This window comes from Mesorhizobium salmacidum (SeqCode) (assembly GCF_037179605.1).
Taxonomy (GTDB): Bacteria; Pseudomonadota; Alphaproteobacteria; order Rhizobiales; family Rhizobiaceae; genus Mesorhizobium; species Mesorhizobium salmacidum.
In genome coordinates this window covers 99,789-113,995 of sequence record NZ_JAPYKS010000012.1, presented here as the reverse complement: position 1 = coordinate 113,995, position 14,207 = coordinate 99,789, and the positions used below count along the sequence as shown (strand labels likewise).

The 14,207-nt window shown below is 63.8% G+C and carries 13 protein-coding genes; 5 read left to right on the top strand and 8 right to left on the bottom strand.

The window, feature by feature from the left end:
* Positions 1-16: 16 nt before the first annotated feature.
* The 4 genes from O7A60_RS17720 to O7A60_RS17705 all read right to left on the bottom strand — a co-directional run bounded on the left by O7A60_RS17720 (position 17) and on the right by O7A60_RS17705 (position 5,628).
* Positions 17-2,089 carry an ABC transporter ATP-binding protein gene (locus O7A60_RS17720; protein ID WP_337107332.1) on the bottom strand — a complete coding sequence of 691 codons (2,073 nt, stop codon included), beginning with the start codon at positions 2,087-2,089 and terminating at the stop codon, positions 17-19.
* Positions 2,089-2,991, bottom strand: coding sequence for an oligopeptide ABC transporter permease (gene opp4C, locus O7A60_RS17715; protein ID WP_337107331.1), 903 nt, complete (start codon positions 2,989-2,991; stop codon positions 2,089-2,091). The genes O7A60_RS17720 and opp4C overlap by 1 nt, the downstream gene beginning before the upstream one ends.
* Positions 2,984-3,940 carry an ABC transporter permease gene (locus O7A60_RS17710; protein ID WP_337107330.1) on the bottom strand — a complete coding sequence of 319 codons (957 nt, stop codon included), beginning with the start codon at positions 3,938-3,940 and terminating at the stop codon, positions 2,984-2,986. The genes opp4C and O7A60_RS17710 overlap by 8 nt, the downstream gene beginning before the upstream one ends.
* Before the next feature lie 86 nt (positions 3,941-4,026).
* Positions 4,027-5,628 (bottom strand): ABC transporter substrate-binding protein, encoded by a 1,602-nt coding sequence (locus tag O7A60_RS17705; RefSeq protein WP_337107329.1) that lies wholly within the window; start codon positions 5,626-5,628, stop codon positions 4,027-4,029.
* Positions 5,629-5,838: 210 nt separating this feature from the next.
* Between O7A60_RS17705 and nanR the strand changes: the two genes are divergently transcribed.
* On the top strand, positions 5,839-6,549 hold the full coding sequence (nanR, locus tag O7A60_RS17700) for a transcriptional regulator NanR (RefSeq protein WP_337107328.1): 711 nt from the start codon (positions 5,839-5,841) through the stop codon (positions 6,547-6,549).
* A 32-nt stretch (positions 6,550-6,581) separates the two neighbouring features.
* Here nanR and O7A60_RS17695 read toward each other — a convergent pair whose 3' ends face one another.
* Both O7A60_RS17695 and uxuA read right to left on the bottom strand, forming a co-directional pair.
* A complete protein-coding gene (locus tag O7A60_RS17695) occupies positions 6,582-7,928 on the bottom strand; it encodes an NAD(P)/FAD-dependent oxidoreductase (RefSeq protein ID WP_337107327.1) in 1,347 nt (448 codons plus the stop codon).
* A 319-nt stretch (positions 7,929-8,247) separates the two neighbouring features.
* The gene (gene uxuA, locus O7A60_RS17690; protein WP_337107326.1) at positions 8,248-9,432 is read right to left on the bottom strand and encodes a mannonate dehydratase; all 1,185 of its coding nucleotides are present in this window, start codon (positions 9,430-9,432) and stop codon (positions 8,248-8,250) included.
* A gap of 99 nt (positions 9,433-9,531) precedes the next feature.
* On the opposite strand from uxuA, the gene O7A60_RS17685 reads away from it, so the two are divergent.
* Positions 9,532-10,317 (top strand): SDR family NAD(P)-dependent oxidoreductase, encoded by a 786-nt coding sequence (locus O7A60_RS17685; RefSeq protein ID WP_140504628.1) that lies wholly within the window; start codon positions 9,532-9,534, stop codon positions 10,315-10,317.
* A 123-nt stretch (positions 10,318-10,440) separates the two neighbouring features.
* Positions 10,441-11,226, top strand: a complete 786-nt coding sequence (locus tag O7A60_RS17680) for a DUF1236 domain-containing protein (protein WP_337107325.1) — start codon at positions 10,441-10,443, stop codon at positions 11,224-11,226.
* Between the two features lie 186 nt (positions 11,227-11,412).
* On the opposite strand, the gene O7A60_RS17675 is transcribed toward O7A60_RS17680, so the two are convergent.
* A complete protein-coding gene (locus O7A60_RS17675; RefSeq protein ID WP_337107392.1) occupies positions 11,413-12,024 on the bottom strand; it encodes an alpha-ketoglutarate-dependent dioxygenase AlkB in 612 nt (203 codons plus the stop codon).
* Positions 12,025-12,192: 168 nt separating this feature from the next.
* On the opposite strand from O7A60_RS17675, the gene O7A60_RS17670 reads away from it, so the two are divergent.
* Entirely contained in the window at positions 12,193-12,630 is a 438-nt protein-coding gene (locus O7A60_RS17670; protein WP_337107324.1) for a GFA family protein, read from the top strand.
* Between the two features lie 71 nt (positions 12,631-12,701).
* Positions 12,702-12,902, top strand: a complete 201-nt coding sequence (locus tag O7A60_RS17665) for a KTSC domain-containing protein (protein WP_027144841.1) — start codon at positions 12,702-12,704, stop codon at positions 12,900-12,902.
* Between the two features lie 18 nt (positions 12,903-12,920).
* Here O7A60_RS17665 and O7A60_RS17660 read toward each other — a convergent pair whose 3' ends face one another.
* Positions 12,921-14,183: a DUF763 domain-containing protein gene (locus O7A60_RS17660; RefSeq protein ID WP_337107323.1), complete on the bottom strand. Its 1,263-nt coding sequence runs from the start codon at positions 14,181-14,183 to the stop codon at positions 12,921-12,923.
* Between the last annotated feature and the right edge of the window lie 24 nt (positions 14,184-14,207).

Below are 14,207 nucleotides of genomic sequence, written 5' to 3'. Positions count from 1 at the left end.
CGGTTTTCCAGATTTGTCATGATGCGGCTTCGCCAGCGTGGTGGCAGGCGACGAGATGCTGGCCGGCGATGGCGGAGCCGAAATCGCGCCGTGCCGGATCGGTCTTGGTGCAGATCTCGGTCGCCAGGGGGCAGCGCGGATGGAAATGGCAACCGGGCGGCGGCTTCGACGGGTCGGGCACGCCACCGCCAAGCACGATGCGCCGGCGCGTTCCGCCCGCCTTGGGATCAGGCACCGGAATCGCCGACAACAGCGCCCGCGTATAGGGATGCAATGGTGCGCCGAACACTGCCGGCGTGGTGCCGATCTCGACGATGCGGCCGAGATACATCACCGCGACGCGGTCGCTGAGATAGCGGATCATCGACAGATCGTGACCGACGAACAGATAGGCCAAGCCGAGGCGCGCCTTGAGGTCGTCGAGCAGATTGACGATCTGCGCCTGGATCGAGACGTCAAGCGCCGAGATCGGCTCGTCGGCAATGATGAATTTCGGATTGGCCGCCAACGCGCGGGCAATGCCGACGCGCTGGCGCTGGCCGCCGGAGAGCTCGAACGGATAGCGGTTTCGCAGCGCTTCCCGGAGACCCACCAGCGCCAACAATTCGCTGACGCGCACGTCACGCGAGGCGCGGGTGCCGATCTTCTGCGCACGCAGCCCTTCGCCGATGATGCGGCCGACGGTCATGCGCGGGTTGAGTGAGCCGAACGGGTTCTGGAACACCATCTGCATGTCGCGGCGGCGCCGCTTCAGCTCTTCGCCTGTCGCGCCCGCATAGTCCCTGCCTTCGAACACGATGCTGCCGGCGCTTGGGCGCTCCAGGCCGAGCACGGCGCGGCCGGTCGTCGACTTGCCGCAGCCGCTTTCGCCGACCAGCGCCAGAGTCTCGCCGCGCATCACCTCGAAGCTGACGCCGTCGACCGCATGCACCGCGCCGACCTGCCGTCGCAGGACTCCGCGCCGGATCGGGAAATGCACTTTGAGGTCCGTCACGGTGAGCAGCGGTTCCTGCTTCGGTGCGGTCACGGCGGGCTCGCCCGCAGCGGCTGCGCTCATGCGCGGCACTCGCTCCACCTCCCGCCAGCGCCAGCACGCGGCGGTGTGGCCGGCGCCCACAACTTCCAGCGGCGGCTTCTGCTCGCGACAGCGCGCTTCGGCATAGTCGCAGCGCGGCGCGAAGGCACAGAAGGTCGGCGCCAGTGTGACATTGGGCGGCGCGCCCTTGATCGGCACCAGCCTGGTGTTTACCGCCGTCAGCGACGGGATCGAGTTGAGCAGGCCGATCGTATAGGGATGCCTGGTTGCCGAAAACAAATCGTCGACCGGGGCGCTTTCAACGATCGAGCCGGCATACATCACCGCGACGCGATCGACGAAGCCGGCGACCAGGCTGAGGTCGTGGCTGATCCAGATGATCGCCATACCGAGCTGCTTTTGCAGGCGCACGACCAGTTCGACAATCTGCGCCTGGATGGTGACGTCGAGCGCCGTGGTCGGCTCGTCGGCGATCAGCATCGACGGCTTGCACACCAGCGCCATGGCGATGCCGATGCGCTGCAACTGGCCGCCCGAGAACTGATGCGGAAAGGCGCGCATGCGCTGCGGCGCGTTGGCGATGCCGACCAGCGCCAGCATGTCGAGCGCCTGGCGTTCGGCCTCGGCCTCGCTCAGGCCCTGGTGCTCGCGCAGCGCCTCCGTCAGTTGCAGGCCGATGGTCAGCACCGGGTTCAGCGACGACATCGGATCCTGGAAGATCATGGCGATGTCGCGGCCGCGTACCTGGCGCAGGTCGCTGTCGGGCATGGCCAGCAGATCGCGGCCACGAAACAGCGCGCTGCCCGCGGTGACGCGGCCGGGCGGCTTGCGGATCAGGCCCATCAGCGTCTGCACGGTGACCGACTTGCCGGAGCCGCTCTCGCCGACGATCGCCAAAGACTCGCCCTCGGCAAGCTCGAAGGAGACGTCATTGACGGCATAGACGGAGTTGCCGCACGGGCCGAACTCGACGCTCAGCCCCTGCACGGAGAGTACCGCCTGCTGCCCGATCCCCTTCGCGGCCCTGTCGACGGCAAGCTTGTCGGCGCTCATCATTTGCCACCCATTATGTGCTGCGGATCGAGCGCATCGCGCAGGCCATCGCCGACGAAATTGATGCTGAGCACGGCCATGGCGATCATCGCGCCGGGCGGGATCCACATCCAGGGCTGGCTCTCCAGGATCGACAGCGTGCGCGCGTCGCGCAGCATGTTGCCCCAACTGGCGGCCGGCGCCTGCGCGCCAAGACCGAGGAAGGAGAGCGAAGCTTCGAGCAGGATGACGGTCGCGACGTCGAGGGTGATCGCCACCAGGATCGGGCTCAGCACGTTGGGCAGGATGTGTTCGAGGATGATGATCGAGGGCGAGGTGCCAAGCGAGCGCGCGGCCAGGATGAACTCCTGATTGCGCAAGGCCAGAATCTCGCCGCGTGTCAGGCGGGCTATGGAGGGCCAGCTCAGCAGTCCGATCACGACCATGGTGTTGAAGATGCTGGGCCCGACGACCGCGACGAAAGCGATGATGATGACCAGTCGCGGGAAGGTCAGCACCATGTCGACTAGGCCCATCAGCAAGAGGTCGACCTTGCCGCCGAAATAGCCGGCGACGCAGCCGATGAAGATGCCGATCGCGGCCGAGATCGCGACGGCGACGAAGCCGACCGTCAGTGAGATGCGGCCGCCATAGAGGATGCGGGCGAAGATGTCGCGGCCGGTGCCGTCCGTGCCCAGCCAGTGCATGCCGCCGGGCGGCTGGTTGCGCCCCCTGAGGTCGATGTCGTTGGGTCCGTAATGGGCGATCAGCGGCGCCAGCACACAGGCGAGCACGATGATGGCAAGCATGATCAGGCCGAACGTGGCCAGACGGTGGTTGAGGAAGCGGCGCGCCGCCTCGCCCCACAGGCCGCGCGAGGCGCCGGCAGCGATCGTCACATCGGCGGCGGTGGCGTCAGTCATAGCTCACCCTGGGGTCGAGCACGCTGTAGACGAGGTCGGTGGCGAGATTGGCCAGCATGACGATGATGGCGGTCATCAGCACATAGCCCATGATCACGGGGCTATCCCTGTTCACCACGGAATCGATGAACATCAGGCCGATGCCGGGCCACTGGAAGATGGTCTCGATCACCACCGAGCCACCGAACAGTGTCGGCAGTGCGAGGCCGAAGACGGTGATCAGCGGGATCAGCGCGTTGCGCAGGCCGTGACGCAGCGTGATGGTGCGGGGCTTGAGCCCCTTGGCCCTGGCGGTGCGCATATAGCTCTGGTTCAGCACTTCGAGCATGCCGGCGCGGGCATAGCGCATGAAGATCGCGGCGCGGAACAAGGCAAGTGCCGCCGCCGGCAAGATCAGGTGCCTGAGATTGTCGAGGAGCGAGAAGTTTTCACCAGCCGTGGAAATGCCCGACGACGGCAGCCAGCGCAGCTCCAGCGCAAAGACGTAAACGAGCAAAAGTCCCATGAAGAAGTCCGGGATCGAGACGCCGACAAAGCCGGCAAGCGTCAGCGAATAGTCGGTGAGCTTGTATTGCCTGAGTGCCGAGAGCACGCCCAGCGTGGTGCCGATGACGAAAGCGACGAGCAGTGCGACACCCATCAGCTCCAGCGTAATCGGCAACCGCTCGACGATGATGTCGCCGACACCGCGGCCATTGATGAAGGAGCGGCCGAGATTGCCGTGCAGGATCTGGCCGATCCAGTTGAGGTACTGGACATAGACCGGCTGGTCGAGGCCGAGTTCGCCGCGCCGCATGGCGATCAGCTCCTCGCTCGACGGCGCCTCCGCCGTGATCATCGCCAGCACCGCGTCGCCAGGCATGGCATGCGCGATGGCAAAGACGATCACGGTAACGCCGAACAGCACCGGGATGCTGAGCAAGAGTTTTCGCAGGAGATAGCTGAGCACCGGCCTCTCCTAGGGCTGAAGGCGGTTCTGAGACAATCGATCGTGAGGCTCACTCAGAGCCCCACGACCGGCAGGGATATCCGCGGCTATTTCGCCACCTCCCACTTCTCGACTTCGTTGTAGACCGGGTGATTGAAGATCACGAGCGGCTGTTCCTTGAAGTGCTGCGCCAGGCCGACGATCCGGTTGTTGAAGGCGAGCGGCCGCACCTCGTTCCAAAGCCAGGCCTTGGGCAGGTCCTGATTGAGGATCCGCGAGGCCTCCTGATAGCTCGCGGCGCGCGTGGCGCGGTCGTTGGATTCAAGCCCCTTGTTGAAGAGTTCGTCGACCTTGGGGTTGCAGTAGCCCATGGCGAGCGGCTTGGCGCCGCAGACGACCAGAGGCGAGCCGAGCGAGGGATCGAGGCCCATGCCTTGCGCGAAGAAGCCCATCTGGAAGCTGCCGTCGGCATAGATCTGGTTGATCGCCGCCGGATCGAGCAGGCGCGGCTGGATGTTGACGCCGACGGCGGCCAGATAACTCTGGATGGCGGTGACGGTGTCGACGTTCATCTGGTCGGAATAATAGTAGATGAAGTCGACCGGCTGGCTCGCATCCCAGCCCGCGTCGGTGAGCAGCTGCTTGGCCTTATCGGGATTGTAGTCGTAGGGTTCGAGGTCCTTGGCGCGCGCCCAGTCCTGCGGGAACAGCGTGTTCAGGACTTCACCGGCGCCCTGCTTGACGGTCTCGATGATCGCCTTGCGGTCGATGGCATAGAGCATCGCCTGGCGCACGCGCACATCGGCGAAGCGCTTGTTCTCCAGGTTGAATTGCAGATAGGTCGGCAGGCCGGCGGAGAATTTCGGCAGCACGGTCAGATAGTCGAGCTTCTGCAGGCGGGGCAGTTCGGCGATCGGCACGCCGCCGCCCTCATAGGACATGGCGTCGACCTCCTGCGTCTCCAGCGCGGCGATGATCGGCGGCACATCCTTGTAGATCTGGTAGATGATGCGGTCGAGCTTGGGCGCGCCAAGGAAATAGTCGGGATTGCGGTCGACCTCGACATACTGGTCGCTCTCATACTTCTTCCAGATGAATGGGCCGGTGCCGACCCGGTTGACCCAGAAGGCATTGCCCTTAATGTCGGCGGGCGCGACCTTGCCCAGAATGTGCTCGGGAAAGATGCTGATGGCGATCAGCTGCAGCTCGACCCAGAGCGGCTTGGCGCTGTCGAGTTCGATCTGCACGGTCGCGTCGTCCACCGCCTTCACCCCGGCAAGCGAGGTGGCCGAGCCATCCTGGAAGGCCTTGTAGCCGGCCACGGCGGAAAGCTTCTGCGACCAGGGCGAGCCGACCTTCGGGTTGGCGTAGAGGTTGAGGCTGAACACCACGTCCTTGGCGGTGAAGGGGGTGCCGTCATGCCATTTGACGCCATGGCGCAGGCTGAAGACATAGGTCTTGCCGCCGTCGGGCGTCTTCCAGCTTTCGGCCAGCATCGGCTGCACGCCGTCGCCCGTCCACTTTATGTGGACAAGGCCCTGCAGCACGGTCTCGTCGAGCCGATGGCCGCAGGTGGTGTGCAGCGTGCCCATCTCGATGCAGCCGGTGCGCATGGCCGAGCGGAACGTGCCGCCTTCTTCGGCCTTCGCAGCGCCTGCGGCAAGCATGAGCGCCAGGGCCGGCAAAAGGCTGATCAGAAATCGTCTCATGGAATTCTCCTCCCTTCGATTGTGTCGGTCGGTCGCGGCTGACGTCGGAGCGCGCGTTCTCGCGGTCGCCTGGTCGCGGTTTCGCGTCCAGGCGCTCATTGGCAAGTAGCGACCTCCTCCTACCCCTCGGTCGCACCGCGCCTCAGCGATCCACAGCTCCTTGCCTGTGCTCGCTTGCAGCGACTGGTCTAATAGCTTAAAAGGTGGACCATGCACAATATGCCGGTCCGAAAAAAATTATCCGACGAGGTCCGTCTCCGCCTGGAGGCGATGATCAGGGATGAAGTTTATCCGGTCGGCGCTTCGCTGCCGTCCGAGCGCGAACTGATGTCGATGTTCGATGTCGGGCGCCCCTCGGTACGCGAGGCGCTGTTTGCGCTGGAGAAGATGGGCCTTGTGCGCATCAACAGCGGCGAGCGGCCCAAGGTGACGCGGCCGACGCCGAAGAACATGCTGGAGCAGCTGACAGGCACCGCACATCTTTTGATGGACCAGCCCGACGGCATCGGCCATTTCGAACAACTGCGGCTGTTCCTCGAAGTCTCGATCGCGCGCCATGCCGCCGAGATGGCGACGCAAGCGCAGATCGGTGCTCTGGCCGCCGCGCTGGCCGAAAACGAACGCGCCATTTCACGCGCCCGCGCCTTCGCGGTCACCGACGTCGCGTTTCACCGCGTGCTGACCGCGATCCCCGGCAATCCGATTTTTCTCGCCGCGCACGAAGCGCTGGTGGAGTGGCTGATCAACCAGCGCATCCACATGGCCAACACCGAGCTCGAAAACCGCATCAGTTTCGCCGGGCACAAGGCAGTCTTCGAAGCCATCGAGCGGCACGATCCGGAAGCCGCCGGCCAGGCGATGCGCGAGCATCTGGAAAACGCCCGGCGCAAATTCAATCCCCGCCAGGCGAAACCAGATTAGCCCTCTCGTCGAACCTGTACACCGGACGAGATCTAAAGCGATGGTCCCATCTGGATCGGGCTGCCGTCGCTGAACCGGGATTGGCGAAACCTATGAAGGTTATGTCCGGTCTCGTTGCCCTGGATCAAGTCGGACAGGACGCGGCCCATGCCAGGGCCAATGCCAAAGCCGTGGCCGCTCATCCCCGTCGCGATGACGAGACCCGGAACCGCAGCAGTACGATCCACGACAGGCACGACATCCGGCATCGCATCGATCATGCCGGCCCAGCTTGCCCTGAGAGGTACCGCCTCGAATTGTGGGAAAAGCCCCCTGAACTCTCGATCGATGGCGCGAAGCGCCTTGGGCTCCGGGGCAGGATTGAGAACGCGCATCCGTTCGAACGGGCTTTCCTTGTCCGCCTCCCATTTGCGTGGGGTAGACCAGCTGTCCGGATATGCACGAGGCGCCGCCGGCAGGTAGCGCGTGCCGAAAGGATTTGCCTTCAGGGCGGGCAGGTATTTCGGTGCGTGACGCAATGCATCCGGCCCGACATAGAGCAGGTGGCTGCCTCCCGCCGCCAGCGTGTATCCGCCGTCCTTTCTACGCCGGAAGGCGATGCGTTCGTCCGCTGCGGCGCCCGCATGGATTTCCGGCATCGGCGCGGTCGCTGCGACGGTCGTGCGGACACTGAGCTGCGGGATCGAGACGCCGTGCGCGCGCAGGAACAGCGACGTCCAGGCGCCGCTGGCGACAAGCACGTTCGATGTGGCGATGCGGCCTTGTTCGGTCCAGACACCGCTGATGCGCCCCGCGGAGATATCGAGCATGCGTGCCGCACAGTTCTCGATGATGGTGACGCCCTGCCGAGCGGCCAGGCGGGCAAACGCCGGCACCGCGACCCAGGGCTCGGCACGCATGTCCGATGGCGTGGTCATGGCGCCCTTGAAGGGGCGCGACATGGCCGGGATCAGCCTGGCGGTCTCACCCCGGTCGAGGAGACGCGTGTCGACGCCATGGGCCTCGGCGATCTTCAGGAACTTGGCGAAATCGGCCATTTCCTTGTCGGTCCGCGCGAGATAGGTCACGCCGGTCTGCGTCAAGCCTATGTCCTCGCCGCACTCCTGGGCCAGTTGGCGCCAGAGACGCTGCGCTTCGATGACGATGGGCAGTTCGTCCGCGTCGCGGCCCTGCTGGAGGATCCAACCCCAATTGCGCGAGGACTGCTCGGCGGCGACACGTCCCTTCTCCAGCAAGGTCACCGGTATGTTGCGCCGGGCCAGGAACAAGGCCGCGGTCACGCCGATGATGCCACCGCCGACAATGACCACATCCGACGTCTTCGGCAGCGGCGCCTGAAACTGGATCGGGCTGGCTTCGGTGAAAGGGAAGATCGTCAATGGATTGTCCTTTTCCATAAACATGGCCCCGCGCCGATGGCTGGTTCGGGTGGCGCGAGGTCGCGCGCTTGTGTGGGAAACTGGCCAGGCGTGAAGTGCGTCGACGAGCACTACACGACCGGCCTTGAAAATTTGCGTGCCAGCTCAATGAAATTGTTGACCACCCGTCGAGGCCGCTTCTCGGCGCCGCAGCCAGCCCCTGGCCTCATCGACAATCGGGATAATTAGGCTCGCCGATGCCGGACAGGGTCAGCCTCGGTGGGACCTGTCGCGACATTCCAGCGGAAGATCGCAAACGATAGCTTGCCGCCCTAAGACTTCAGGCGAGCCCGAACCGCTCTACGGCACGCATGATGCCGCGCAATTCGGCGAGACCTTTCAGCCGGCCGATGAGGGAATAGCCGGGGTTGATCTTCTTCTTGCCGATGTCGTCGGCGAGCAGATGCCCATGATCCGGCCGCATCGGGATTTGCCAGTCGGCCCTGCCTTCCCCGCGACGGCGCTTCTCTTCCTGCATCAAAGCGAGGATGACATGCGCCATGTCGGTGCCCCCCTCCAGATGCTCCGCCTCATAGAACGAGCCGTCTTCCTCGATGGTGATGTTGCGCAGATGGACGAAATGGATGCGGTCAGCGAATTCCTTGACCATGGCGACGATGTCGTTGTCGGCGCGCGTGCCGTAGGAGCCGGTGCAGAACGTCAAGCCATTGGCCGGGCTGTCGACCGTCGTGAGGATGAAGCGCGCATCCTCCGCCGTGGAAACGACGCGCGGCAGGCCATAGAGCGAGAACGGCGGATCGTCGGGATGGATGCACATGCGCACACCCTCCTCTTCGGCCGCCGGGATGATCTCGCGCAGGAACCAGGCCAGGTTGTCGCGCAGTTCCTTCGGCCCGATCGCTTCGTATTCCGCCAGGGCCTCGCGAAAACTGTCCCTGTTATAGCTGCGCTCCGTCGCCGGCAGGCCGGCGATCAGGTTGCGCTCGATCTGGTCGATCTGCTCCGGCGTCAGCACCTTCAGCCGCTTCTCGGCTTCGGCGATACGCGCCGGCGTGTAGCTCCGCGCGCCATTCTTGCGCTGCAGGACAAAGAGATCATAGGCGGCAAAGTCGATAGCGTCGAAACGCAAGGCATAACCGGTCGTCGGCAGCCGGTAGGCCAGGTCGGTGCGGGTCCAGTCGACCACCGGCATGAAATTGTAGCAGATCGTCCGGATGCCGGCCCTGGCGAGCACGCGGATACTGTCGCGATAATAGCCGGCATAGCGCTCGCGCTCCGGCGTGCCGATCTTGAAGGAATTGTGGACCGGAATGCTCTCGACAACCGACCAGGTCAGCCCAGCCGCCTCGATGATGCGCTTGCGCTCAAGCACATCGGCCTCGGGCCAGTGCCTGCCGTCATAAATCTGGTGAAGCGCTGAAACCACGCCGGTGGCGCCGGCTTGTTTGACATGTTCAAGCGTCACCGGATCATCGGGACCGTACCAGCGCCAACACTGTTCCATTGCCACTTCCTTTTTGCGAGAGACCGGCAACCTATTGTTTGACCATGATGAGTGTCAAACTAAGAGCCGGTATCGATAACGAATGAAGGAGCTTCCGCGATGAAGGATTTTGACGGCAAGGTGGCATTGGTGACAGGGACGACCGGTATCGGCCTGGCAACTGCCAAACGCCTTGCGGCGGGGGGTGCCGCGATCGTCGCCTGCGGCGTCGATCGGGAAGCAAATGCCGCCATGCAGGAGAGCCTCGCCAAGGCCGGAGCGAGCGTTCTGGTGCGGACAGTGGACGTCTCGGTTTCCGACCAGGTGCGCGAGGCGGTCGCGGCCGGCGTGGCGAAATTCGGCGGCATCGATGTCATCGTCAATTCGGCGGCGGTGCATCCCTATGGAACGGCGACGACCACCGACTGGGAAACCTGGAACCGGGCGATGACGGTCAATGTCGGCTCGATCTATCTGACCGCCCATTTCGGCATCCCGGAAATGATCAAGCGGGGCGGCGGCGCCATCGTCAACGTCGCTTCGGTGCAGGGCTTCGCCTGCCAGCAAAACGTCGCCGCCTATGCCACGACCAAGGGCGCCATCCATACACTGACACGTTCGCTGGCGCTCGACTATGCCGCATCGGGCATAAGGGTCAATTCGGTCAGCCCAGGCTCGATCCGCACACCGATTCTCGAAAAGGCCGCGCGTGGCGACGGCGGCAGCGACGCAGATGTCGAAGAAGCCTACAGGCGGTTCGGCGCAGCCCATCCGCTCGGCCGTATCGGCGAGCCGGAGGAGGTGGCGGAGTTCATAGCGTTCCTGTGTTCGTCGAAGGCCGGCTTCTGCACCGGCGCGGACTATAAGATCGACGGCGGCCTCACCGCCGGCATCGGCGTGAAGTAGCGCCATGAAGGCCGGACTTGGGCTCTATCGGGGGTGGTGGCATTAACGCATCCAGTTCGGAACAATCTTTTTTGGCCGAAGTTTTACCCCTTGAAGGGACGAGCTCTCCGAAGGAGATTTCCTATGAAACATGTTCTCATTACCAGCATGCTTGCGATCGGGCTCGGCTGCGGGACGGCGATGGCGCAGTCGCAGCAGCCCGCCGACAGCCAATCAGGAGCGGACACAAATTGCGCTTCCGGCACGACCAACTGCCAGAAGGGCTCGAAGATGAAAGAGCGGGCACAGGGTACCAAGTCCCAGACTGATCAGCAGGCTCAGGGCAAGGCCAAGGTCAAGACCGACGAGCAGGCCCAGGGCAAGGCCGGCGCCACCACGGACCAGCAGGCTCAGGGCAAAGCCAAGGTCCAGACCGATCAGCAGGCCCAGGGCAAGGCCGGTACCAAGACGGACCAGCAGGCCCAGGACAAGACCAAGGTCCAGACCAATCAGCAGGCCCAGGGCAAGGCCGGCACCACGACCGACCAGCAGGCCCAGGACAAGACCAAGGTCCAGACCGATCAGCAGGCCCAGGGCAAGGCCGGCACTACGACGGACCAGCAGGCCCAGGGCAAAGCGTCCACGCAGGACAAGACTTCGACCGCTTCCATTAACAATGTGACGGTTGAACAGAAGACCCAGATCACTCAGGTAATCCGGGAAACCAAGGTCGAGCCGGTAGCCAGCGTCGACTTCGACGTCTCGGTCGGCATCGAAGTTCCGCGGCACAAGATCAGGCTGCATCGTTTGCCGGCCCGCATCGTCAAGCTCGTCCCGGCGTACGAGAGCTACGAGTATTTCGTCCTCGCCGACGGCCGGATCGTCATCGTCGATCCGGATACGTACAAGATCGTGCTGATACTGACCTAGAGCAATTCCCGGAAAGTGCGTAGCGGTTTTCCCGAGAAAAGCACGTAGCGCTTTCCCTAGGGAATTGCGTAAAAACAAAGAGGTAGAGTACGAGATCATTCAACCCGCCCCGCCGTACGCGGGTCGGGTTGAGCGCTATGGGCGAGATGATGCGGAAAGCTTCCTCGTGCGGGCCTCAGCGCATGCTCAGGGATTCCGAGGCCGCAATGTCCGCAAGGTAATCGAGTAGCGATGCTCTGCAAGCGGCGGGATGCTGTGCTCCCATTGCGACCGCGAAGGGCCCGTCATGAGATAGGCCGATCTCGGCTCGACCGTGATGGTCCGGCGGTCCCATCCAGACCCATTCTTGCGTCGAAGGCGAAAATCGCAGGGCGCCAGCAGCGAAACGCCCGCGACGTCTTCGAAATGAGGCTTGTCGCGGTGCCAGCCGATGCCGGCGCCGGGCCGGTATTCATTGATCAAGACCTGCGCGAAGGCTTCGGTGGGCCGGCGCGCAAAGGCCGCGACCTGCTCGCGCAAGGGCAACAGAAAATCAGGTATAGGCGGTGCCTCGACGACCTCGCGCCGGTCATAATCGTAGCGAAGGCCAAAACCGACGACACGCCGGTTTGCCAGATAGCCGTGGAAGTCGAAGGGTCTGAAGGGCAGTCCTTCAAGATGCCGGACGAGGTCGATCTCCTCTTGCGGTGTGATCAGTCCGGGCTGGTAGGCGAAACCCTCCGGTAGATCATCCTGAACGGCACCGAAGAGATCATACTGGGCCACACGGCCGGCTGTTTTCGGTTTGAGCGGCGACATTGTGCCTAGATGGTGAAGGCCAGACCGCAAGGCAATACAGGGAACCGCGCTTGCTTGCCTCGGAGACATCTCAACACCGGCGCAATGGAACGCTGGGACGGCGTGAAAGTTTAGGCAACGGCGGTTCCGTCGGAGGCCGCCGGACATGTTCCAGCCTTGGAGTGCCGGATGCCGCGCGTTGAAACCGGGGCCTGCTTTTGCGGGGCGATTGCCGCCGCCATGGACGGTGAGCCCTTCTGGATATGCTACGATCACGATGACGATTGCCGACGGGCGATCGGCAGTCCGCTCACCGTCTGGGTCGGATATCGGCCGAGCCAGTTCCGCCTTTTGAAGGGAACGCCAAAGGCTTTCTCCAGGACGCCGGGCGTTGTCCGCACTTTCTGTCCCGAATGCGGGAGCTCGATAGGCTATAGCGACGAAGGCCTGCCGGACGAGCTCTACCTGACAATCGGGTTCTTCGACAGACCCGAAGGGCTGCGGCCACAGGCCCATGCCTATTGGAACCTCAGACTGCCGTGGGTTGACTTTGCCGACAAGCTGCCGCGTATCGATCGATATTCGAGGAAGCGCGACAGGAAGTTCGGCAATCCCCGCGACAGGTAGCGAGGTCGGGTGGCGGAACGGAACCGCACCATGCCTGGCGGGTTTATGTGGCTGAGCCGTCAGGTGCCAGCATGCCGTCGACCGCGATCCGAAACACGCAATACGATCCCGCGACCAGGACGCTCTCCGTCTGGTTCGTGCCGAGCGGCAACCGCTATGACTATGAGGACGTCGCACCGGCAACCTACGCCGCGTTCATGAAGGCTTCCTCGAAGGGCCGCTTCTTCAATGAATTCATTCGGGACCGTTACAGATACCGTCGCGTGGCGTGATGCGGCGCCAGCGGCCCGTCATGCCTTCTTGTTCTGCTCGGCGGGCATCTGATCCGGCGCCGGCTCCCAACCAAAGACACTGCGGCCGCCAAGCAGATGCGACTGGTCGAATTCGCCGGCGACAATTTCCTTGAGGCTGGGACCGGTGACGTATCGCTCGACCTGCCGCGACTGATCGTCGAGCCGCCTCAATGCACCGATTTCCTCTTCGCGACCAAGCCTGGCCTTTTGCACAGCGGACTTCAGCACGCCGATCGTCTCGTCATAGACCTTGAGCGGAACAGGGAAGGGATGCCTGTCCTTGCCGCCATGCGCCAGCGAAAAACGGCCCGGGTCCGAAAACCGGCAAGGCGCGCCATGCACCACTTCGGCAACGAGGGCCAGCGCCCGCACCGTGCGGGCGCCCACACCAGGAACAAGGAGAAGCTCGGCGAAATCGGCGGGACCTCGCTCGGCCGCCGCGGCCATGTTGCCGTGAAGGCGATGCATCACGACATCGCTTTCGCGGACATCATGGTGAGCCGGCATGACCAGATGCGGCAACAATGGCTGCGCCGGAGCCGGTGCGGTGCCGGGTTCCAGGGCGGCGAGTTCTCGAAGGATGCGGTCCGGCCCAAGATCCTGGAGCAGGTCAAGCTGTCCCTGGCGCGAGGCCTCGGCGCGCCGGTCGGTCAAATTGACGATCTCGCCCTGGTTGGCGCCTTCGATGGCGGCATGCGGCTGGTCTACGAAACTCTTCAAACCTTCGGACAGCCAATGATAGCGCCGCGCCACCTTGCTGTCGGCGTTCATGCCTTGCTGCACCACCACCCAGTCGCCATCGTCGGTGACGATGAAGCCGTGCAAATAGAGGTCGAAACCATCCTGAACGGCGGCGCTGTCCACCTTGGCGACAAGCCGGCTGGCGGTTGCCAGGCGCGCACCGTCGAAGCCGATACGCTCGCCGATGGCGGCAAGCTCATGCGGGGTTTTGCGCGAATGCGCGCCACGGCCGCCGCAGACGTGAATGCCGAGTTCGCCCGACAGCGGCGTGAGACCGCGTTTCAAGGCGCCGACGACGCTGGTCGTGATGCCGGAAGAATGCCAGTCCATGCCCATGACGGCGCCGAAGGACTGGAACCAGAACGGATGCGCAAGGCGTCGCAGCAATTCATTGCGGCCATAATGATGGATGATCGCCTCGCACATGACGGCGCCGAGACGCGTCATGCGATCGCCCAGCCATTTCGGCACACGCCCGCCGTGAAGGGGAAGATCAGCACTGCCCGATCGTTGCGCCACGTTTGCCTGCTCCTATGTCCGCGA

Excerpts from the sequence above, each read along its gene's own strand:
- O7A60_RS17705 (WP_337107329.1), bottom strand. The coding sequence starts at position 5,628 with ATGAGACGATTTCTGATCAGCCTTTTGCCGGCCCTGGCGCTCATGCTT.
- O7A60_RS17675 (WP_337107392.1), bottom strand. The coding sequence starts at position 12,024 with ATGTCGCCGCTCAAACCGAAAACAGCCGGCCGTGTGGCCCAGTATGAT.
- O7A60_RS17680 (WP_337107325.1), top strand. The coding sequence starts at position 10,441 with ATGAAACATGTTCTCATTACCAGCATGCTTGCGATCGGGCTCGGCTGC.
- O7A60_RS17665 (WP_027144841.1), top strand. The coding sequence starts at position 12,702 with ATGCCGTCGACCGCGATCCGAAACACGCAATACGATCCCGCGACCAGG.
- O7A60_RS17685 (WP_140504628.1), top strand. The coding sequence starts at position 9,532 with ATGAAGGATTTTGACGGCAAGGTGGCATTGGTGACAGGGACGACCGGT.
- O7A60_RS17720 (WP_337107332.1), bottom strand. The coding sequence starts at position 2,089 with ATGAGCGCCGACAAGCTTGCCGTCGACAGGGCCGCGAAGGGGATCGGG.
- nanR (WP_337107328.1), top strand. The coding sequence starts at position 5,839 with ATGCACAATATGCCGGTCCGAAAAAAATTATCCGACGAGGTCCGTCTC.
- opp4C (WP_337107331.1), bottom strand. The coding sequence starts at position 2,991 with ATGACTGACGCCACCGCCGCCGATGTGACGATCGCTGCCGGCGCCTCG.
- uxuA (WP_337107326.1), bottom strand. The coding sequence starts at position 9,432 with ATGGAACAGTGTTGGCGCTGGTACGGTCCCGATGATCCGGTGACGCTT.
- O7A60_RS17670 (WP_337107324.1), top strand. The coding sequence starts at position 12,193 with ATGCCGCGCGTTGAAACCGGGGCCTGCTTTTGCGGGGCGATTGCCGCC.